The 21,174-nt window shown below is 41.3% G+C and carries 18 protein-coding genes and 1 riboswitch; of the genes, 11 read left to right on the forward strand and 7 right to left on the reverse strand.

What is annotated here, in order from left to right; all coding sequences use genetic code 11:
* Nucleotides 1–187: 187 nt before the first annotated feature.
* Nucleotides 188–1,513 (forward strand): beta-N-acetylhexosaminidase, encoded by a 1,326-nt coding sequence (gene nagZ / locus GQY27_RS14840; RefSeq protein WP_160035757.1) that lies wholly within the window; start codon nucleotides 188–190, stop codon nucleotides 1,511–1,513.
* A gap of 110 nt (nucleotides 1,514–1,623) precedes the next feature.
* On the opposite strand, the gene GQY27_RS14845 is transcribed toward nagZ, so the two are convergent.
* Nucleotides 1,624–1,821 (reverse strand): hypothetical protein, encoded by a 198-nt coding sequence (locus GQY27_RS14845; RefSeq protein WP_160035759.1) that lies wholly within the window; start codon nucleotides 1,819–1,821, stop codon nucleotides 1,624–1,626.
* A gap of 155 nt (nucleotides 1,822–1,976) precedes the next feature.
* A complete protein-coding gene (locus tag GQY27_RS14850) occupies nucleotides 1,977–3,137 on the reverse strand; it encodes an ROK family protein (RefSeq protein WP_160035761.1) in 1,161 nt (386 codons plus the stop codon).
* A 345-nt stretch (nucleotides 3,138–3,482) separates the two neighbouring features.
* Here GQY27_RS14850 and xylA point away from each other — a divergent pair, with 345 nt between their 5' ends.
* The 4 genes from xylA to GQY27_RS14870 all read left to right on the forward strand — a co-directional run bounded on the left by xylA (nucleotide 3,483) and on the right by GQY27_RS14870 (nucleotide 10,384).
* Complete coding sequence (gene xylA / locus GQY27_RS14855; protein ID WP_160035763.1) at nucleotides 3,483–4,799, forward strand: xylose isomerase; 1,317 nt, start codon at nucleotides 3,483–3,485, stop codon at nucleotides 4,797–4,799.
* Nucleotides 4,800–4,952: 153 nt separating this feature from the next.
* Nucleotides 4,953–6,446 (forward strand): xylulokinase, encoded by a 1,494-nt coding sequence (xylB, locus tag GQY27_RS14860; protein ID WP_160035765.1) that lies wholly within the window; start codon nucleotides 4,953–4,955, stop codon nucleotides 6,444–6,446.
* 262 nt (nucleotides 6,447–6,708) lie between these two features.
* On the forward strand, nucleotides 6,709–9,069 hold the full coding sequence (locus tag GQY27_RS14865) for a YcdB/YcdC domain-containing protein (RefSeq protein ID WP_160035767.1): 2,361 nt from the start codon (nucleotides 6,709–6,711) through the stop codon (nucleotides 9,067–9,069).
* A 193-nt stretch (nucleotides 9,070–9,262) separates the two neighbouring features.
* The gene (locus GQY27_RS14870; RefSeq protein WP_160035769.1) at nucleotides 9,263–10,384 is read left to right on the forward strand and encodes a transglutaminase domain-containing protein; all 1,122 of its coding nucleotides are present in this window, start codon (nucleotides 9,263–9,265) and stop codon (nucleotides 10,382–10,384) included.
* Nucleotides 10,385–10,458: 74 nt separating this feature from the next.
* Here the strand turns inward: GQY27_RS14870 and GQY27_RS14875 are convergent, their stop codons facing one another.
* A complete protein-coding gene (locus GQY27_RS14875; RefSeq protein WP_160035771.1) occupies nucleotides 10,459–11,910 on the reverse strand; it encodes an amino acid permease in 1,452 nt (483 codons plus the stop codon).
* Nucleotides 11,911–12,015: 105 nt separating this feature from the next.
* Nucleotides 12,016–12,227: riboswitch (Lysine riboswitch) on the reverse strand.
* Between the two features lie 136 nt (nucleotides 12,228–12,363).
* Nucleotides 12,364–13,500: a virulence factor gene (locus GQY27_RS14885; protein ID WP_160035775.1), complete on the reverse strand. Its 1,137-nt coding sequence runs from the start codon at nucleotides 13,498–13,500 to the stop codon at nucleotides 12,364–12,366.
* A 265-nt stretch (nucleotides 13,501–13,765) separates the two neighbouring features.
* Between GQY27_RS14885 and GQY27_RS14890 the strand changes: the two genes are divergently transcribed.
* A complete protein-coding gene (locus GQY27_RS14890; RefSeq protein ID WP_160035777.1) occupies nucleotides 13,766–15,391 on the forward strand; it encodes an ABC-F family ATP-binding cassette domain-containing protein in 1,626 nt (541 codons plus the stop codon).
* Nucleotides 15,392–15,476: 85 nt separating this feature from the next.
* Here the strand turns inward: GQY27_RS14890 and GQY27_RS14895 are convergent, their stop codons facing one another.
* On the reverse strand, nucleotides 15,477–15,662 hold the full coding sequence (locus tag GQY27_RS14895; protein ID WP_160035779.1) for a hypothetical protein: 186 nt from the start codon (nucleotides 15,660–15,662) through the stop codon (nucleotides 15,477–15,479).
* Between the two features lie 321 nt (nucleotides 15,663–15,983).
* On the opposite strand from GQY27_RS14895, the gene GQY27_RS14900 reads away from it, so the two are divergent.
* Nucleotides 15,984–16,859 (forward strand): cation diffusion facilitator family transporter, encoded by an 876-nt coding sequence (locus GQY27_RS14900; RefSeq protein WP_160035781.1) that lies wholly within the window; start codon nucleotides 15,984–15,986, stop codon nucleotides 16,857–16,859.
* 116 nt (nucleotides 16,860–16,975) lie between these two features.
* Here GQY27_RS14900 and GQY27_RS14905 read toward each other — a convergent pair whose 3' ends face one another.
* Nucleotides 16,976–17,431 carry a hypothetical protein gene (locus GQY27_RS14905; protein WP_160035783.1) on the reverse strand — a complete coding sequence of 152 codons (456 nt, stop codon included), beginning with the start codon at nucleotides 17,429–17,431 and terminating at the stop codon, nucleotides 16,976–16,978.
* A gap of 197 nt (nucleotides 17,432–17,628) precedes the next feature.
* Nucleotides 17,629–17,790 carry a DUF1328 domain-containing protein gene (locus GQY27_RS14910; protein ID WP_160035785.1) on the reverse strand — a complete coding sequence of 54 codons (162 nt, stop codon included), beginning with the start codon at nucleotides 17,788–17,790 and terminating at the stop codon, nucleotides 17,629–17,631.
* 355 nt (nucleotides 17,791–18,145) lie between these two features.
* Between GQY27_RS14910 and GQY27_RS14915 the strand changes: the two genes are divergently transcribed.
* The 4 genes from GQY27_RS14915 (at nucleotide 18,146) to GQY27_RS14930 (ending at nucleotide 21,174) form a co-directional block, all read left to right on the forward strand.
* Complete coding sequence (locus GQY27_RS14915; RefSeq protein WP_160035787.1) at nucleotides 18,146–18,670, forward strand: DUF948 domain-containing protein; 525 nt, start codon at nucleotides 18,146–18,148, stop codon at nucleotides 18,668–18,670.
* A gap of 121 nt (nucleotides 18,671–18,791) precedes the next feature.
* Nucleotides 18,792–19,322 (forward strand): hypothetical protein, encoded by a 531-nt coding sequence (locus tag GQY27_RS14920; protein ID WP_160035789.1) that lies wholly within the window; start codon nucleotides 18,792–18,794, stop codon nucleotides 19,320–19,322.
* A 92-nt stretch (nucleotides 19,323–19,414) separates the two neighbouring features.
* Nucleotides 19,415–19,759: a YflT domain-containing protein gene (locus GQY27_RS14925; RefSeq protein ID WP_160035791.1), complete on the forward strand. Its 345-nt coding sequence runs from the start codon at nucleotides 19,415–19,417 to the stop codon at nucleotides 19,757–19,759.
* Between the two features lie 242 nt (nucleotides 19,760–20,001).
* Nucleotides 20,002–21,174, forward strand: coding sequence for a SpoIIE family protein phosphatase (locus GQY27_RS14930; RefSeq protein WP_160035793.1), 1,173 nt, complete (start codon nucleotides 20,002–20,004; stop codon nucleotides 21,172–21,174).

A 21,174-nucleotide genomic window follows, 5' to 3' on the forward strand; every position in this document is an offset into this window, starting at 1 on the left:
TGTGAAAATAATTCACCTAGTTTATATATTCAGATTGCAGTAAATAAGTGAATAGAATTTTGACTGATTTTATTCAGCCTGAGGTAATGCAATGGAAGTCTAAAGCCGTATCCTTTATGGATGCGGTTTTTTATCTATATAAAGGGAATCATACGATAGTAGAATGGTAGAGTAGGAGCGATAATCCTTGAAAATTAGTTATTATCTATGGGCACTGTTACTCATGTTCTTAGTGATGGGTTGTTCCAGGGAAGCAGCTATACCTGAGAAATCAGCCGATTCCTTAACGGAATTAAATAGTCACCAAGTAGAAAATAAACCGATTAAAGTAGAAGAAAATTCCGAACAGGGTCTCGATTATACGGAGTCACTTGAACCTGATGGTGTTATTTCAATTGAAAAGTCCGACAAGTATAAGTCTGAACTCATGTCGATGACCTTGGAACAGAAAATAGGCCAGCTGATGATCTCAGGTTTCTCAGGCACAGAACTTTCAAAAGAAGAGGCACAGCTCATTGCTTCAGGCCGCATCGGCGGTGTCATCCTATTTAAGCAAAATATCGAGAGCAAGAAACAGCTGCTAAAACTTATTAATGATATAAAATCATATAATCCTGCAGAAAAAAAACCGCTTTTTATCTCTTTGGATGAAGAAGGGGGGCGGGTGTCTCGTTTACCAGAGGGCAAAACGGAGTTTCCACCCAGCCTTATGATTGGGAAGAAGGGAGATGCAGCTTTATCGGAAGAAGTGGGCAGAGTGATTGGGGAAGAGGCTGGTGCTTTTGGTTTTAATGTAGACTATGCTCCTGTACTTGATATCTTTAGCAATCCGGCCAATACAGTAATCGGCGATCGTGCTTATGGCACCACCGCTGCTGAAGTATCCGTTCATGGGATCGCTGTAATGAAAGGACTCCAGAAAGCAGGGATGATCTCAGCTATAAAGCACTTTCCCGGACATGGTGACACATCGGTTGATTCACATGAAAGTTTGCCGGTTGTGAATAAGACGAAAGCTCAGCTAGAAGAAAGAGAACTGATTCCTTTTCGAAAAGCGATAGAAGAAGGAGCAGACATGATCATGGTAGCTCATATCAAGTATCCAAAGATCGATTCCTCCGGAAAACCGGCGTCTCTTTCTTCTGTCATGGTTCAAGATATGTTACGAGGCGATCTTGGATACGATGGAGTTGTTATAACGGATGATCTTGAGATGGGTGCAATCGAACAAAATGTTGGCTCAGGAGAGGCTGCAGTTATGGCGCTTGAGGCCGGAGTCGATATCCTTTTGTTTGGTCATACTCCAGACAAAGTACTAGAAGCATATGAGGCTATACGAAACGCTGTAGAAACAGGCAGGTTGCCCGAAACCGAATTAGATAAACATGTGCTCCGAGTTCTGAAGCTGAAGGAGAAATATATACATTCAGTTGAGAAGCTAACGGAAGACGCACTTACCAAATTCGGCTCTGATGAGAACCAGCAAGTGGCGAACCAGATGAAACAGAATTAATGAACATCTCATGTGAAAAAAGCGGGGGTGTTATTTGAGATAAAATAAAAAGAGAGAGACGAAACTTGTCTCTCTCTTTCTTAAATAAGGAATAAACAGCGAAACGTTAGCTAAAAAACAAACCACATAAACCACTGGAATATAAAATAGACGGCTACACCCGATAGAACATACCATAATGCCTGTCTTTTCTTACCCTGAAATAACTTGAGAATTCCTAGACTTACCAAGGGAGCAATAATAATAAGGAAAAGCAGGACCGTGATGAACATCGCGGCTGAAATATCGGAAGTATCCACATAAGTCACGAGAGTTCTCTCCATTCCGTGCGTGAAGTATAGCTGCAAATGGGAACTTTGCAGTAATAAATGACACATAATAAGACTTATTATACCTTGGATACGAAAGGTAACGGTCCAGAAAATAGGGCGAATTTTTGTCTATTTCAGTAATTTTTTTACATTTATGATCGAACACGAATCTGCCCGAGAAATTGGGATATGGCTCCATAGGCAGAACCAATTAAGGTAGAGTTTGCTCCAAGTTCAGCGAATTCAATATGGAGACTACGCCGATGGTAGGGAAGTGTTCGCTCTGCAACAACGCTTTGCAGTGAGCTTTCTATATATTTTTGTGCTTTCGATAAGGGTCCCCCAATGATGATGCGTTCTGGGTTAAAACTATTTACGATGTTTGTTATCCCCACACCGAGTCGGTGTCCCATGCTTTTATAGAGTTCAATAATGATCGGGTCACCTTTGGCAGCAAGGATCGTAAGATCGGAAGTGGAACGGGAAGGAAGCTGCAAGCTGGCTTCATCATACGCTTTTTCAGATGCATAAAGCTCCCAGCACCCCCGATTTCCGCAGGAGCACTGCTTTCCTTCTGCATCTATGGACATATGTCCTGTTTCTCCCGCATAACCCCATGCGCCTTTATAAAGTTCTCCATCAATTACAATACCAGATCCAATCCCAATGCCCGCACTGATGTATATCAGATGACGTGTTCCTCTAGCCGCTCCAAAATGAAGTTCACCAAGTGCTCCTGCATTGGCTTCATTATCAATTGTGACAGGGAGCTCCAGTTCTTTTTCTAACATCCTTCGAAGAGGAACCATATTCCAAGCAAGGTTCGGAGCAAATAGAACGGTTCCTTCTTCATCTACCATACCTGGTACTCCAATTCCCACACCAATGACACCATGTGGTGAAGGAGGCGCTTGATGCTGCAGCCCGTTCGTCATAGAGACGATAGAACTGCAGACGTATGACACGTCGTGACTTGTAAGAGGCTGAACATCCTCAGCAATAATGGATCCGGCAAGATCCGTTAGAACACCTCGTAAACGTTTCACACTGACTTCAAGACCCACCGCATAACCAGCATGTTTATTGAATAGAAGCATAAGCGGTTTGCGTCCTCCGCTGGATTCACCTGGACCAAGTTCAGTGACTAAATGCCCATCTATAAGTTCCGCCACAAGATTAGATACCGTTGCTTTATTTAATCCGGATAGAGTCGACACGTTGGCTCTAGATAAAGGTGCATGTTCCCGGATCGTATTTAAAATAATCGTTTTATTAATTTTTTTGACCAGAGCCTGATCTCCGGTTATAGCCATGAATCAGCACGTCCCTTCAGGATTTTACATTACATGATTTACGAAAAGTTCACGAAAACTTATCGTTTAAGAAACATAAGTGAATCGATTTCATAATTCATTAAAACGATAAAATTTGTAACTATATATAGACAAATAGAACCATTTTGATTTATAGATACTCTGATTAAAGCAACGAAAGGTATTATGAAATTAATTCAAGTAAAGTCTATTGTAACAGAAAAAAATGAGAATAAACAAACTTTGTTTAACCAATAGACAAAGTGGCAGATGGTGTGTTAGTATATCGGTGTAAACGATTTCGCGAATCGGACATTAGACCAATTAGAGGAGGGCTTTGTAACAATGGCTTATTTTGAATCCGTTAACAAAGTTGCATTTGAAGGTAAAGAATCGAAGAATCCTTTGGCATTTAAATTTTATAATCCGGAAGAAGTCGTAGCAGGTAAAACAATGGAAGAACATTTCCGTTTCGGTATGGCTTATTGGCATACATTAACAGCAGGCGGTGCTGACCCTTTTGGTGCAGAAACTGCTGTTCGTTCTTATAATAAATATTCTGGACTTGACCTTGCGAAAGTTCGCGTAGAAGCAGCATTTGAATTCATGGAAAAAATGAATCTTCCTTTCTTCTGTTTCCACGATGTAGACATCGCTCCAGAAGGAAATAGTCTGCGTGAGTTCTACAGCAATATTGATACCATCGTAGATCTAATTGAAGAACAAATGAAAGCAACCGGCAAGAAGCTGCTTTGGAATACAGCAAACATGTTTACAAATCCGCGCTTTATGCATGGTGCAGCTTCTACATGTAATGCGGACGTATATGCACATGCGGCAGCTCAGATTAAAAAAGGTCTTGAAGTAGGTAAACGTCTTGGTGCAGAAAACTATGTATTCTGGGGCGGACGTGAAGGTTATGATACGCTGCTGAATACAGATATGGCTCTTGAGCAGGACAATATTGCTCGTATGTTCCATATGGCTGTAGATTATGCAAAAGAAATCGGTTTTGACGCTCAATTCCTGATCGAGCCTAAACCAAAAGAGCCGACAAAACATCAGTATGATTTCGATGCTGCCACTTCCATTGCATTCTTGCAAAAATATGGCCTCGATAAAGACTTTAAACTGAACCTTGAAGCTAACCATGCTACACTGGCAGGTCATACATTTGACCACGAGCTGCGTGTCGCTCGTATTAACGGTATGCTTGGATCACTGGATGCGAACCAAGGCGATCTCTTGATCGGTTGGGATACAGATGAGTTCCCAGTAGATATCTACGATGCAACACTTACCATGTATGAAGTACTTAAGAATGGCGGCCTTGGTAAAGGCGGAGTAAACTTTGATGCAAAAGTACGTCGTTCTTCTTTCGAACCAGAAGATCTGTTCCTCGCTCACATTGCTGGTATGGATACGTATGCGAAAGGTCTAAAAGTCGCTGCAAAACTGATCGAAGATCGCGTATTTGATAACTTTATCGAAGATCGATATGCAAGCTTTAAAGAGGGTATCGGTGCTGAAGTAGTAGAAGGAAAATCAACACTCAGCTCCCTTGCTGAATATGCTCTGAATAATGAAACACCACGTGCTAATAAATCAGGTCGTCAAGAACTTCTGAAAGCGACACTTAACCAGTATATCTTGGCTGACTAATACTTTATCGGCCTTGATCATGCCAACAGGACGCTGCAGCGTTAGTTAGACTTTACGGATCGTCCCCGGCCTTTTTCGCCCGTATGCGAAAGGTGCGGGGACGTTTCTTATGTAAAGGTAGAAATAAGTGGACATAGAGGAGGAAGAAAAACAATGAGTTATGTTATTGGGGTGGATTTAGGAACGAGTGCAGTGAAGACGGTACTCGTGAACCGCAGCGGGGAAGTTTTATTCGAATCATCACAGCCGTATCCGCTGCATCAACCCAAAGCGGGCTACAGCGAACAGAATCCAGAGGATTGGGTTGAGCAGACGTTAGTGTCTCTTCGTAAGCTCATGGAAATGTCTAATATTTCGGCTGAGGAAGTAGCAGGTCTTAGCTTTTCTGGTCAAATGCATGGGCTCGTGTTACTTGATAAGGATGGTCATGTGCTGCGTCCCGCTATTTTGTGGAATGACACACGGACGACAGCAGAATGCCGACTTATCGAGGAAACGTTAGGTACGGATCTCTTACAGATTGCAAAAAACCGTGCATTAGAAGGATTTACACTCCCTAAAATATTATGGGTTCAAAAGCATGAACCTGAGATCATGGAGCAGGCAGCCGTATTCCTGCTTCCCAAAGACTATGTTCGTTACCGGTTAACCGGCGACTTTGCAATGGATTATTCCGATGCGGCGGGAACGTTGCTGTTAGATATAGCAAGCAAAAGCTGGAGTCAGACGATTGCAGAAGCCTTCTCACTTCCACTTTCCCTTTGTCCAAGACTGGTCGAGTCTTTTGAAGAGGTGGGAACACTGCTTCCTGAGATTGCAGAAGCATCCAAGCTTACTGCAAACACGAAAGTATTTGCCGGGGGAGCAGACAATGCTTGTGGGGCGATTGGCGCTGGCATTCTGAATGAAGGACAGACGATGAGCAGCATCGGAACCTCAGGGGTTGTACTAGCTTATGAAGAGCGTAAAGAACTCGATTTTGAAGGGAAAGTACACTTTTTTAACCACGGGGAGAAAGATGCTTTTTATATCATGGGTGTGACACTTGCTGCGGGGTATAGTTTGACCTGGTTTAAGGATACTTTTGCAAAAGATCTTTCCTTTGATGAACTGCTTAGCGGCATTGATGCCATCCCAGCAGGCAGTAAAGGACTATTATTCACTCCTTATCTCGTTGGAGAAAGAACTCCGCATCCTGATGCAAATATACGCGCAAGCTTCATCGGCGTAGACGCCGGTCATTCTCTTGCTCATTTTGGACGTGCCGTACTCGAAGGCATCACGTTCTCTTTAAGAGAGTCCATTGATATTATCCGTGAATCCGGTAAGACAATTAATGAAGTTGTCTCTATTGGCGGCGGGGCTAAAAATGAAACATGGCTGCAAATGCAGGCAGATATTTTTAACAGCCGGATTGTGAAGCTCGAAAGCGAACAAGGTCCTGCTATGGGGGCTGCTATGCTGGCAGCTTACGGGTGTGGATGGTTTGATTCTTTACAGGCGTGTGCGGCAGCATTTATCCGCCCTGCGAAAACTTATGAGCCAAATCCGGAGACGGCTGCAGTGTACAATGAACTGTTCGCGCTCTATCAGAAGATTTACGGACAAACACGTGAATTAAATGAGAAACTCGCACAGTACAGATAGATAGTGGCACCCCTTAATAACCGCTCCGAGATCTACGGGGCGGTTATTTATGATCTATTTTCTAGACGAAGTGAAGATGAACTTAAGAGATAGGGTTTAATTAGCATGGCAGTTTATGTTAGAGTGTATGAGGTTTGCAACACATTTTCTAGCAAAAAGTTGGGTCTTTATCTTGAAATTTTTAAATGGGAAATATGGAATGTGATAGTTTATAGTATGATACAATGGAATAGATTGGAAATTTTAGGGGGGGGTATGAATTTTGGATATAAGGTCATCGATTTCTGTGAAAAAAGTAGCGGCTGCCATGGCGGCTTTTATGCTTGGAGTACATACGCAAGGAGCAATTCATAGTGTTTCCGCTGCTTCTGTCGTTGTAACGGAGACAGCAAGTGAGGCGGGAAGTGGTCAATCTTCAATTGTTCTAGACTCAAAACTTCCAAAAGGCGCAAAAATTTCGTCAGAAAAAGCGTATAACAATGTGATTTCATTGTTTCCTGAACTAAAAAAAGCAACGTTAACATCATCTAATTATGGTGGAGGGAATTCATACCCGCAGCCAGATTATAAAGTCTGGGATTTGCAATTCCAAATTAGAATGGGTTCATCTTCACATGGATTCAGTGCTACTGTGCATGGTGAGACAGGAGAAGTCTTGTCTGTGTATTTGCCTGAATATTTGTGGGAGAAACAAGCAGACAGTGATGCTAAACGTATTTCTTATGCAGAATCTGAAGCAATCAGCAAAGCATTTTTGCATAAAGCCATCAAAGGATTATCTGAGGATGATTATGTTAAATTAGACGCTAGTGGAGGAGATACGATATCTCCGCTTTTTGGTCATGCACAGTACTATTTTGTTTATCAACTTCATGTGAATGGACTGCCTACGAGTGAAAATACAGTCTATGTTACCGTACACGACAGCGGGGTTGTGACTAATTATTCGAGAAACATACCACAGTCCGACTTTCCTTCTCCTAATCCCAAATTGTCTGCACAAGAAGCAAGATCTATATTTGAAAAGAACTTTAATGTAGAGCTATCCTACATCCCTAATAAATACAGTTACAATAAAAAACATAGCAATTATTATCTTGGTTATTTACCTTCAACAGGAATGGAATCCATTGATGCGAATACAGGAGAAACTTTTAGCGCATATAATTCCACAGATACAAAAACAGAATATGTTACTGAATCTTTGCCAAATGGAAATGCTTTTGTTCCTGCAAAGAAAGATCTGTCCGCTGAGGAAGCCCTGCAATTAGTAGAAAACACATTCCCGACTCCTAAGGGGTATCAGGTTTCTGAAAGCCGTTATGAGAAAAGAAGTTACCGGTCTGGAGAGCCGAGTTGGAATATCTATTGGTCTAAAGAGGATAAGGATGATTCGTATATGTACATGAATGGGATCTCCGCCGAAGTTAACGCAAAGACTGGAGAAATTCAAAGTTATGAAATTTACAACCGTAGTATGGATAATGAGACTAAGGTTGATAAAACAGTAGAGAACAAACAGAAAATCACAGCAGAAGCTGCGAAAAAGCTGGCAATCAATAAAGTTCTTGCACTCGTTCCAAACGCAGCGAAGGAACTAAAACTGAGTACGGTGAGCAATTCCGACACAAGTTATTTCTTTAATTTTACTCGTTACTTAAATGGGATTCCTGTGTATGGCGATAATGTGAGCATCTCAATGGACAAAGCAGGAGCAGTGCAGAGCTTTTATTCTCAGTTCTCAGCTGATGCTGCCACTATGCCGGCTGCATCTGAACCAGCAGTGACGAAAGAGGCAGCAAAAAAGATTTTCCTTGATCGAACCAAAACGACACTTCAATATGAAGGATTTGGCGGGTATTATGGAATTCAAGGAGATAGAGAAGAAAGATCTATTAAGCTTGTGTATCATCCACAATTAAGCGATATTGACTATTACAGCAGTGAAGCGCTTGATGCTTCTAGTGGCAAATGGAAACTTCTCTATGGAACTACACAGGAAAGCATTGTATCCGATATTGTAGATATTAAAGGGCACTCTGCGGAGTCTCTATTACAGAAGATGGTCAGCCATGGGGTGTTAACACCGAATGAAGAAGGAAAGATTGAACCGGAACGCACCATTACCAAAGGGGATTGGTATACGTATTTAGCAAGAGGGCTTAATCCTGGTGTAGGAAATGACGTATATTATTCAGGAAATGAAGACGATAAGATATTTGCGGATGTGGATATAGACAGTCCTTATGCCTCCATATTGAATCTTCTTATTAACCAATCCTGGATTGAAGCGGATCCGGAACAAAAAATATCCCCTGAAAAACAACTTACACGTGGGGAATTAGCTGAAATGATCATGAGCGTGCTGAAGTACGAGAAACTTTCTAAGTTCTATCAGCAGGGAACAGATCTGGCTGCTGTAGCAGATGCCTCACAGATTACAAACAAAGGTGCTGCTTCACTAGCGATTAAGCTGGATTTGTTGCCACTCATTGATGGACGCTTCCTGCCAGAACGTTATGTGACGGTTACAGAAGCAGCTCAAGTACTTAATCGTCTCGCAGAGCTGCAAGGGAAACTTGATTTTTTCATGAATAGTCAGTCTTTTTATCGTTATTATTAATAAATGGATGTACAGGTACTTATTTGACTTTACCGGAATAGTTATAATTAGATACAGAAAATAGCTTCCTACTAAGGGAGCTATTTTTTTCGATGTGGATCGACAAAACTAGAAAAGAGATGCCAAGAGCGTTTGTGTTACAATATTCCTGCAAAGACTAGAGCCCATTACCCGAAGAGAGGCGGAGACGATCTTGAGGAAAAACCGTTTTGGTTTGTTAATCGTTGTACTGTTCGTCCTTGCGATCATCATTGTGATCCCCCGGGTAGTAGACCTCGATACACTATATGCAGCTTCAACAGAGAAAATAGTTACATCAGAGAGCATGCATACCGTACTGACGACAGCTATGCTGAACAGGACAGAAAGTGTGAAGTTTACGTATAAAGGAAAAATCAAAGAGCTCAAGGCTACACTGCAGAAAGCAATTGAAGAGGCAATGGCAAGCGACCCCTATATTCAATACAATATTAAAAGTTATGCTTATCATTACAAGGGGAACAATGTATCGGCAGAAGTGACGATTGATCTGAAATACCGCGAAACCAAAGCCCAAACCGCGTATGTGGAACGAAGAGTGAAAGAGATATTAGAAGAGATTATCATGCCAGAAATGAATTCACACGAGAAGGTAGAAGCCATCCATGACTGGATTGTCCTCCATTTGGCTTATGATGTATCCCTGAGAAAATATACGGCTTATGATGGTCTTGCTACAGGCAGTACCGTATGTCAGGGTTACTCGTTACTGGCTTATAAGATGTTAAAACAATCGGGAATTAAGAACCAAATTGTAGAGGGGCAAGCAGGGGGCCAACTTCATGCCTGGAATCTGTTGTTGCTTGATGGCAAATGGTATCATATGGACACCACCTGGGATGATCCAACTCCTAATCAACTAGGGAAAGTGAGTTATAACTATTACTTACTCACTGACGAAGAGATGGGAAAAGATCATACGTGGCAGAAACAGTATCCTGCAGCAACATCTCTATACCGTGAAACACTGGCTGTATTGCAGCATACTGATATGAATAAGATATCGGCGTATGATCGTTTGTATAACAAACTGGATTATGTACTCTATAATGAAAATAAAATTATACACAGTTCTGCTGATCTGAAAGGTCTTGTAAAAGGGAGAATAAAAGAAGAACAGAAGGCAGTGCTTTTTCGCTACAGTGGGGAGAAAGCAAGACTCTTAGAGGCCCTTAAGGATTTATATAGTCTAGGGCTGAATTCCGTCTCCTACTACGTGTCTGATTTTGAGGATACAGGAGATATGAAAGTAAAGGTCAGCTGGGAGTTGAAATAAAAAAAGCCTGTTCTACAACAATTGTAAAATGTACCCTTTGTAAAGGACATTTTATTGTAGAACAGGCTTTATTATTAAGATTGACCCGTTTCGAAATCACAATCCTCAAGCGGTATTACTTTTGTTTTATACTTCCATTTATATCCGAACCAGATGATCAGGAAAAGTGGAATAGTGAAGTAAGTTGCGATGATATCAAGCCATCCTAAGTCAGCTAGATCCAAAGTGAAAATTTGGCCCACAATGACAATCATACATAAAATAAGAGCGAAGATCGGTCCAAATGGAAACCATCTAGCACGGAAAGGCAAGTCTTTTAAGTCACGTCCTTGAGCGATATAAGCTTTTCTAAAACGATAATGACTAACTGAAATACCAAGCCAGGTAATAAATCCGCACATTCCAGAAGCGTTCAGAAGCCAAGTATATACCACACCATCTCCAAACATAGATGAAAAGAAAGCCAGCATTCCTACAGCTGCCGTGGCTAAGAGGGCATAGATCGGCACGCCTTTGCTATTTAGTTTCCCAAAGATACGAGGTGCTTTTCCTTCTTTAGCAAGAGCAAATAATACACGGCTGGATGCGTAAATCCCTGAATTTCCTGCTGAAAGAACAGAAGTAAGAATAACAGCGTTCATAACCGATGCAGCGAATGCAAAACCTGCTTTTTGAAAAACTAACGTAAATGGACTGACACTAATATTGTCCAATCCCGATTTCAGCAGATTCGGGTTGGTATATGGTATCACGAGACCGATCACCAGAATCGTCAAGATATAGAAAAGCAAAATACGCCAGAATACTTGACGGATGGCACGCGGAACATTTTCACGCGGGTTTTCACTCTCACCCGCTGCAACGCCGATGAGCTCCGTCCCTTGGAATGAGAAACCAGCAGCCATAAATACGCCGAGTAGTGCAAAAAATCCTCCATGCATCGGGGCATCTCCGAACGTAAAGTTAGTGAAGCCAATGGCTTCGCCGCCGATGATCCCTACAATCATCATGACACCAACGATCAGGAATATAATCACGGTAATAATTTTAATAAGAGCAAACCAATATTCAGATTCTCCATACCCTTTAACAGAGAGGACATTCAGTCCAACGATAAGTAATAGGAAAAGTAAACTCCAAAGCGCAGAGTTACTGTCTGGGAACCAATATTTAATGATCAGCGTTGCCGCAGAAAGTTCAGCTGCAATCGTGATCGCCCAGTTATACCAGAAGTTCCAACCTAGCGCAAACCCAAGCGAAGGATCAACAAACCGGGTAGCATAGGTGCTAAATGAACCTGAGTCAGGCATAAATGTGGCCAGTTCTCCTAGGCTCGACATCAAGAAATATACCATAATGCCGACTGCTGCATAGGCAATTAGCGCGCCGCCGGGACCAGAGGTAGCAATGGCACCGCCACTCGCTAAAAATAGTCCCGTTCCAATGGAACCGCCGAGAGCAATCATAGTCATATGACGGGCTTTAAGCCCTTTTTTCAGGGTGGGTGCTGGTGAGTCGTGCTGCATGTTCTAAATACACTCCTTCGATTTGAGTCAAACAATACAAAAAGACCGCGGGCAGGCACCGGCGGTCTATATCATGAATTCGGCACCATACGTTACTTTGTTAAATGTGAAGATAGCTCAACATAGCTGTTCCCTTTCGCAAAGAGAATCATGCTATGACAGTTCTGTCCCTTTCGGATAACAGCCCCAACCTGGAGTATATTTCAATAGAGCATTACTCGCAGATTTCGGCAAATACGCCTTTCAGCCCGGATGCTAGCGGCAGCTCATATGCCTCTCCTGGTTTACTGATCGTATTCGCGACCTCTACCTCACCTGATAACTTACGTATGATGAGGTGTATCTTAATTATTTGATTGTTCATAACTCTTATTTAAAACAGATTCTAGTATAAAGGAAGGATACTTCTAAATCAATGGTATAAAATGCCTTTAATGTGAGCTAAGTGTGAAATTAGTTTTTATTACGACCGGCCATTTGCTGCCAGATCGTTCCCGCAGCTTCTTCACCAGATTCAATACGTTCAAGAGCCATTCTCGCTTGAAGACTGACTTCAAATTCAGGATCTTCTACTGCTTCTTGGAGGGCTTCTTTCGCGTCCTCGGTTCCTACTTCATAAAGAAAACGCGCAGCCCGCCAGCGAACAAGTTTGCTGCTGTCTTTGAGAGCTGGAATCATGACAGGTGTGGCAGCCGCATCCCCAATATCAGACAGCGTATCTCCAGCAGTCCGGCGAACGGCAGGCGATTTATCTTGCATTGCTTCATATAATAGTTCCTGTGCTTCCGGTGTCTTTAGGTCACCAAGATAGATGATCGCAAGGCGGCGAATTTGCATTTTTTCATCCTGCAGGGCTGTATGGATCATCTCGATTCGTTCTGAAGAGGGCTCCATTTGATCTAAAGCTGCATAGCGAACACGCCAGTCTCCATTTTGTAGCGCTGCCTTTACTTCATCGTCCGTAAGATCACGGCGCTGCTCTATAAATTCATCTTGATTGGCACCGTGAGCAATGGCTTGATCAATGACTTTAATGAGTCGTTCCTGTGGAAATGCAGCTTCAAGTTCTTGTTCTACTTCCCGAGCAATATCAGGCAGTTCGCCATAGCGTACTCCGTAATCAGTTAGTTTACGTTCTTTAATGAGAGTGCTAGAAGCGACTTCAGTGACAGCTTTGACAAAACGATCAGACAAAGAGATACGTTCTTCTTGAGAGCCTGATTTCACCCGAATTTGCATTGGAATGCCCCGGAAGAATTGGACAAACACCTCAGCTTCACCAAAATGTTCACCGGTAGCGTCTTCGGGCTGGGTCCAGTTTAATTCAGCGCTTTCTTGACCGAGTTTGTTTTGAACTTCTCCAAGAATTTCAGACCAATCTGCATTTCCTTTGCGGTCAAGTGCTACAAAACCTGCGGTGTGGAACACACTTTTGACTCCATCTATATGAAGCATTTGACGAATAAAAGCAGGAGCAGAGCGTTCATTATCGAGCGTATATGTTTTTCGAATTCCCGCCTCAAGTTGTTCATTGAGGTGAAGCATCATCGTATTTGGACTAGGCGTAGGTTCAATAGATATAATTTTCATAAGTTCAAATTACCTCCGTTCATATATAAAAAATGATATTAAGCTATTAAGAATCTCACTTAATTGTACATGAGGATTGAAATAAATCCAAAAACTATGTATTCCTATGGTAAATTGAGAAACTTCATCATATTTATGCTATAATATGTTGCCATACGGGTAAATGCGGCTTAATGGCTGATGTATGCTCATTAGGCATGCATAGAACCTTACGATTCAATTAAGAAATAAATTTAATTTCATATAAAAGGATGGGATTTCTAACATGATTAGTACAAGCGGCATAACACTCCGCTACGGAAAGCGTGCACTATTTGAGGATGTAAACATTAAGTTTACACCAGGTAACTGTTATGGTCTAATTGGAGCAAATGGAGCAGGTAAATCTACATTTCTGAAAATTTTGTCCGGTGAGATTGAACCAAACCAAGGCGAAGTACACATGACTCCGGGTGAGCGCATGGCCGTACTGAAACAGAACCATTACGAATATGACCAGTATCCAGTGTTGGAGACCGTAATTATGGGTCACACGAAACTCTACGGGATTATGAAAGAAAAAGAAGCACTGTATGCTAAATCTGACTTCACAGAAGAAGATGGACTTCGTGCAGGAGAGCTTGAAGGCGAATTCGCTGAGCTGAACGGCTGGGATGCTGAGCCGGATGCTGCTGCACTTCTGATCGGTCTAGGTATTCCTCGTGAAATGCACGATAGCAAAATGGCTGAACTGAGAGGTAATGAAAAAGTACGTGTTCTCCTAGCGCAAGCTTTGTTCGGTAATCCGAATAACCTTTTGCTCGATGAGCCTACCAACTATTTGGATCTGGAATCCATTCAGTGGCTCGAGAACTTCCTTATGGATTATGAAGGTACTGTTATTGTTGTATCCCATGACCGTCACTTCTTGAATAAAGTATGTACGCATATTGCTGATATTGACTTTGGTAAAATCCAGCTGTACGTAGGTAACTATGACTTCTGGTATGAATCAAGTCAGCTCGCACTTGCTTTGCAGCGTGATGCGAACAAGAAAAAAGAAGATAAAATGAAAGAACTTCAAGCGTTTATTCAACGTTTCTCAGCGAACGCTTCGAAATCAAAACAAGCAACTTCTCGTAAAAAACAATTGGAGAAGATCCAATTAGATGATATTCGCCCGTCCAACCGGAAATATCCGTTTATTAACTTCAAACCAGAACGCGAAGCTGGAAAGCAGTTGCTTACTGTGGATCGTCTTGTGAAAACGGTAGAAGGCGAGAAAGTAATTAATGATCTGAGCTTTGTTGTGAACAAAGGAGATAAAATTGCTTTTGTTGGGCCTAACACTTTGCCAAAAACGACATTGTTTGAAGTACTAATGAACGAAACAGAAGCTGATTCAGGTGAATATGCATGGGGTGTTACGACAACTCAAGCTTACTTCCCGAAAGACAACTCCAAATATTTTGAAGGTGTCGATATGAATTTGGTAGAGTGGTTGCGTCAATTCTCTAAAGATCAGGAAGAAACATTCTTGCGCGGATTCTTGGGACGTATGCTGTTCTCCGGAGAAGAAGCACTTAAGAAAGCAAGTGTACTTTCCGGGGGAGAAAAAGTTCGTTGTATGCTTTCCAAAATGATGCTCAACGGTGCCAATGTACTGATTTTGGATGAGCCGACGAATCACCTTGACCTTGAATCCATCACAGCACTGAATAATGGCTTGATTGATTTCGATGGTACGATTTTATTTACTTCCCATGACCATCAGTTCATTCAAACTATCGCGAATCGTATCATTGAAATTACACCAAATGGCGTAATTGATCGTACAATGAGTTATGATGAGTATCTTGATAGTGAAGAAGTAAAACAGCTTCGTGCTCAAATGTACCCAGCAGAAGTGTAAGTCTAGCTTAGCTGTATATAATACAAAAAGTCCGTATCTCTAATGAAGAGATACGGACTTTTTTAGGCTGTTAACAGAGAACCTTTTATGAACCGCCAGTACGACGGCGTTGGTTATTTGGTTTTTTGTTATTTTGACTGACCAATTTTTTGGTTCCTGCGCTTTGAAATCCACCACGATTTCCGGAAGAAGCTTGTTCTTTCTTCTGTGCCAGCTTTTGTTTAATCGCATCGGCCAGGCTTATTTTGCGCTGTTCTTGATCTTCGCTCATACGATACATCCTCCTAAGAGATGTTTAGATTACTTATCTGATATCCATTTCATTTTATACGTTTTTAAATACGGGAACAAGGGAAAGAATAGTTAAAGTGGGTTCGAAGGAAAGTGAAGGATAGTTGCACTAATGAAAAAAAGTTTATCTAATCATACAGCCCTGCTATAAAGCAACAATTTTTCACACTGACTACAGCGATGTGGGACGGCAACACTGTTTCTGTAGACCCACTCGCTTACCATTTGGTAACATAGGTAGACCATGTTTACCGCTTATCGTTTTTATGGATAAAGTTAATTTAAGGGAGTGTCTTTTTCGTTGAACGCATATGAAGATATAAAAAGAGGAGAGCGCGGTGCCTGGATCAGTATCGGAGCTTATCTTGTCTTGTCTGCTTTTAAATTATTTTGTGGGTTTCTATTTAATTCTAGTGCGCTGAAAGCCGATGGTTTAAATAACATGACTGACATTGTTGCATCCATTGCTGTACTGATTGGCCTTAAAATCTCAAGAAAACCACCTGATTCGGATCACGCTTATGGACATTTTCGCGCAGAGACCGTAGCGGCAATGGTGGCATCTTTTATTATGGCCATGGTTGGTATTCAGGTATTGATTGATGCAGGCAAAGGATTATTCGAAGGAAGCGGAGAAATTCCAAACGCTTGGTCAGCTGCAGTAGCAGCAATTTCAGCCATTGTCATGATTTTTGTTTACCTATATAATCGCAAACTTGCAAGGGAAATCAAAAGTCAGGCGCTTATGGCAGCAGCCAAAGATAACTTATCGGATGCTTTGGTTAGTGTAGGTGCAGGGATTGGCATACTCGGGGCACAGCTTGGTCTGCCATGGCTTGATACGGTAGCTGCTTTTGTTGTCGGTCTCTTAATTTGTAAAACAGCATGGGATATATTTAGAGAGTCAACGCATAGTTTAACGGATGGTTTTAACGAAGAAGAACTGCTTGATTTACGAAGCACGATTGCCAAAACTTCAGGAGTCCAAGGAATTAAGGATGTAAAAGCTAGACTGTATGGAAGCCATGTTATGGTCGATGTCGTCGTAGAAGTAGACCCGAATTTGAGTCTGGTGGAAGGACATAAAATCAGTGACACCATCGAAGAAAATATGAGACGGCATCATAACATTATGCATGTTCATGTACATGTAGAACCTAAAATGTCGATACACTGAGATTTCATTGATCCAATAGGACTGATTTTACGAAAAAAGGGTGCCCGCTGTAAGTTTAAACTTACAGCGGGCACCCTTGCGTATTGTATAAAGGACGATTTTAATTGTGGATTAGGTTATTTTCCTGTGTTCACCCAGGCAACACCTTTCCAAGTGTAAATCTCTACCCATGTATCACCAGTGATGCGATTCGTTATTTCGTTACCTGTAACGGAAACGAATTGTGAGCTCAATGCACCAAGAGCTTTTCCATTTGGTGTATCATAGAAATATGTTGTTTTTGTAATTTCCAAAGGAAGCAGCGGAAGGTCAATTCCATCACCTGGTTTTACAAGGACCGTATCTTCGGTTTTCTCTGTAGAAACAACAGTAGTAGTCGTTGCCTCGTTAGAGACAGTAGTTTCTGCAGTAGTAGCATTTGGAGTAGTAGTACTTGGCGTCTCGGTAGAAACGGTTACCGCATTCGTAGTTGGGGGAGTTGTCGTTTCCGTTGTTTCCGTTGCTGCACTTGCAGCTCCTGCGAAAGAAGCAGTAAGGGCAAGGGCCGCTGTAATAGAAATCAATTTTTTCATTTCTTTTCCTCCTAAGGATATATGTAATAGTTTGTTCTGTGATAACAATAACCAACTTAGCTAGGAATTGAAACACAGAAAATAACAATTAATTGAATAATTATCAATTAGATGCATTTTCCTTGTTTAAACACATAAAAAAGCTGCTAGCAAAGGCTAACAGCTTTTTTATGTGTTTATTTAGGGTTTATAACCCATCAGGCTCGTGTTTTCCCCATAATAAGAGAAATAACGAAGAGTACCAAGAAGATAAAGAAGAGCACTTTAGCAATGGAAGCTGCTGCCTCTACGATACCAAAGAATCCGAAGATACCTGCAACAACGGCAATAATTAAAAAGATAAGAGTCCATTTTAGCATAAGAATCAATCCTTTCTATTTTTGTATTACGACAAGAAATTCAGAAGCGGCCCTTAGAACGATCCTTTAGATTGTTATGTATGAGTAGGACAAATTCCGATGACCAACAACAATTCCTTCTCGTTTCGTAGTTCTCATTAACCGAGTGAACTTCCAGTGAAACAAAAAGAGGAGATCACGAAGTAAGAGTCAGCGATGTTTGAATTTCCCCTTCGAATTATAGATATATGCTTTTAAAAATAATTTAGTAATTTTATATTTCGCGAGCTTGCTCTCTTGTTTCGAGACGGTATATGGCGGGTAATTCTCGAATAACAAACACTAATGATGAAGAAACGAAAGCGAGGTTGTGTAAATGTTGTGGCAAATTAGCGTAGCTATTATTGCGATTGCTTTTGCTGTACTGGTTGTCTTCTTGATTAAGACATTAAAGACGGCTCAGGAATCCCTGGATAATGTAAGCAAAACATTGAAAGAAGTTCAAGGTACGATCGATGAATTAGGTTATGAGGTAAAACAAACCGTTCGTCATGCTAATGAAATTACAGTAGATGTGGAACAAAAAATGAAACAAATTGATCCCGTCATGGTTTCTGTGAAAAATCTAGGTGAAGTGCTCGCAGAAGTAACAGGTGCTGCTAAACAAGTATCAAGTACGGTAATGAGTAAGTTTCAACACAAAAAAGAATCCGGTAATGTGGTAAGAAGCAGCCGTTCAGCAGAAAAACAAGCTTCGGAAGTAAAAGCCTTGCCTGCTGCTGGAGGAACTTCTGCAGGAATCGTAACCCCAAGTCTTGCTCATCATGAAAATTCAACAAGTAAAAAGTGGCTCAATTATGTGGATATTGCTGCAGATACTTGGAACAAAATCAGACGTTAACTTTTAATAAATAAGATCTATGTAGGAAATCTTGCCATAGCGATATAACAAGGATCCTTAACAGGATAAACGAACGTGCGGCAGGATGGTACAGCATAAGGAGAAGAAGAAAGGGTGAGAGATGATGTTACAAACCATGCTGATCATGTTGGCGCTCACATCTCCCTTTTCCGTTCAACCTACGGCTGAACCTGCCGCAATGTGGCAAGGCAATCATTCAGTAGAGTTGGCGGTAAAGAAGTCGGCACCAACTCAAATACTGCCAATTGAGCAACAAAATGAATTCAAAACGGTAAATGATATTTCTTTACAAGATACCAAGTCAGAGGTGCTGAGCAAGAAAGGGTACCCCGGGCAAACAAAAGAAGACTTACTGCTTGGTAGTAGAGAGTTTATTTATGATGATGTGACCATCGGTATTATAGATGGAACGGTTTCCTATATTCAGGTGAAGAAAGATGCAGCCTACTTAAAGGTGAATGATGTATATATGGAACTTACTCCGCGCAGCATTAAACATACGCTTGGAAAACCAGATTTCATTGCTGAAGATGGGGATGTGTACATTAAAGGTCATCAGGCTGTAAAAGTCTATTTGGATCAAAATCAGCATTTGAAACATGTGGAATTTTTTGATGAAGCCTCTTTTTAGGGAGAGTGAAATCAAGGTTTCAAAAGAAGTAAGATTGTTTATATACTAAGTAAACATTTGAAAGATTAGAGGTTCTAAGGAGCGTGAATATCATGAAAGCAACGAATTCAAAAGCGTATGCTAAACTCGTTGAGAACGGAATTCAGGCAGTGGAAACGGTAAATGAACTTCGTGATGCAGATTATCTAGCGAAAGATATTTTCGTATTAGCACATAGTGAAGATCGAACGGATCGAATTGCTGATAAAGCAAACGCTAAGGAGATTGGTTTAAAAGAAGAAGGCGTATTTGATTCGATTGCTAATCTGTTCCGCTCCCGTGGAGATGAACTTCGCGCTAAAATTGTATCCATTGGATTTACGGAAACGGAAGCAGAATATTACGAAAGAGAGCTTGATAAAGGTAAGGTTCTTGTCATAGCTCTGCGTAGTGTATAGATTCTGCATCTACCTAAATGAAGTAAATATAAAAAATACGAGGGCAAGGAATGGGAGAATATACTCCCATTCCTTTCTGTGCGTTTAAAGAAAGGGTGTAGCTGTGTACAGCTGTATATAAAATGAGAACGTTTATCTTAAATATCTTATCTCTTTAAACTTTGCTATAGTTAAGAAAATATATATTTCTGTTACAGAAAACAAGACCCTAGTATAATTATTACTAGTAGAAGGAGAGGGTTATGAGAATACTTATCGTAGACGACAATCCGACCAATGTAATTATCATTCGTGAAATTTTAAAGAAAGAAAATTATAAAAATATCGTTACTGCGAAATCGGCTTTTGAGATGTTTGATGTATTAGGGGTTCAAGTTCGAGGGGCGAATAAAGATCTCCCTTCCGATACGGCGGAGGAACCGGATGTAGATCTCATTTTGCTGGATATGATGATGCCAGAAATGGATGGAATCGAAGCTTGTCGTATTGTACAAACCTATCCTCATCTTAAAGATATTCCGATCATTATGGTAACGGCTGTCGGTGATTCTAAGAAACTAGCTGAAGCTCTTGATGTAGGAGCGGTAGATTATGTTACGAAGCCAATTAACAAAGTGGAACTAATGGCCCGCATTCGTCTTGCTTTACGTCTAAAGCAGGAGAAAGATTGGCGTAAAGAGCGAGACCAACGGATCCAAGATGAATTAAAACTAGCCAGTCTTGTTCAGAATGCGGTGCTTAGTCCCGCTATTGAAGACCCCAAGTTTACAGTGAATGCTTTATATCAGCCATCCGCTGAACTTGCAGGAGATTTATATGCTTGGTATCCGCTTGGGAAAGGAAGATACGGGGTTATATTGCTGGATATGATGGGGCACGGAATTTCCTCGTCACTCTTTTGTATGTTTATTGCTTCTGTTTTAAAAGATACAGTAACTACTTATATTGAACCAGACCGGGTCATGAAGGAATTAAACCGAAGATTTAATCAACTTTATTTGGATGATCAGCTGGTTATGTACTATTTCACAGCTATATACCTTGTGATTGACACGAATGAAATGCGGATTGATTACGTCAATGCTGGGCATCCTCCCGCACTGCTTTTTGAAGGGAATGGCGAAGTGGTTTCACTCGACCTTGTCACGCATCCCGTTGGACTTTTTGATACGATGGAGGCAGAAACTCACACCGTCTATTATACAGGAGATAGTCATATTGCGATGTACACAGATGGGCTGCTTGAAGCGGTGGATGGAGAAACAGAAGAGCAGCTTGCATTTTTGAAAGAGCGCTTAAGTAAGGGCCACAATTTCGACGAGCAAGAGATGCGTCAGACGTTCTTTGATGAAGAAGTGACGAAAGAACATGAAGATGATATTTGTTTAGTATGGATTTCACTAAAAGGAGAATAA

It is taken from the genome of Paenibacillus sp. An7 (genome assembly GCF_009870785.1).
GTDB lineage: Bacteria > Bacillota > Bacilli > Paenibacillales > Paenibacillaceae > Paenibacillus.

Coding starts and splice junctions, on each gene's coding strand:
- GQY27_RS14890 (WP_160035777.1), top strand. CDS start 13,766: ATGATTAGTACAAGCGGCATAACACTCCGCTACGGAAAGCGTGCACTA.
- GQY27_RS14875 (WP_160035771.1), bottom strand. CDS start 11,910: ATGCAGCACGACTCACCAGCACCCACCCTGAAAAAAGGGCTTAAAGCC.
- GQY27_RS14895 (WP_160035779.1), bottom strand. CDS start 15,662: ATGAGCGAAGATCAAGAACAGCGCAAAATAAGCCTGGCCGATGCGATT.
- xylB (WP_160035765.1), top strand. CDS start 4,953: ATGAGTTATGTTATTGGGGTGGATTTAGGAACGAGTGCAGTGAAGACG.
- GQY27_RS14905 (WP_160035783.1), bottom strand. CDS start 17,431: ATGAAAAAATTGATTTCTATTACAGCGGCCCTTGCCCTTACTGCTTCT.
- GQY27_RS14850 (WP_160035761.1), bottom strand. CDS start 3,137: ATGGCTATAACCGGAGATCAGGCTCTGGTCAAAAAAATTAATAAAACG.
- GQY27_RS14915 (WP_160035787.1), top strand. CDS start 18,146: ATGTTGTGGCAAATTAGCGTAGCTATTATTGCGATTGCTTTTGCTGTA.
- GQY27_RS14920 (WP_160035789.1), top strand. CDS start 18,792: ATGATGTTACAAACCATGCTGATCATGTTGGCGCTCACATCTCCCTTT.
- GQY27_RS14925 (WP_160035791.1), top strand. CDS start 19,415: ATGAAAGCAACGAATTCAAAAGCGTATGCTAAACTCGTTGAGAACGGA.
- xylA (WP_160035763.1), top strand. CDS start 3,483: ATGGCTTATTTTGAATCCGTTAACAAAGTTGCATTTGAAGGTAAAGAA.
- GQY27_RS14910 (WP_160035785.1), bottom strand. CDS start 17,790: ATGCTAAAATGGACTCTTATCTTTTTAATTATTGCCGTTGTTGCAGGT.
- GQY27_RS14885 (WP_160035775.1), bottom strand. CDS start 13,500: ATGAAAATTATATCTATTGAACCTACGCCTAGTCCAAATACGATGATG.
- GQY27_RS14930 (WP_160035793.1), top strand. CDS start 20,002: ATGAGAATACTTATCGTAGACGACAATCCGACCAATGTAATTATCATT.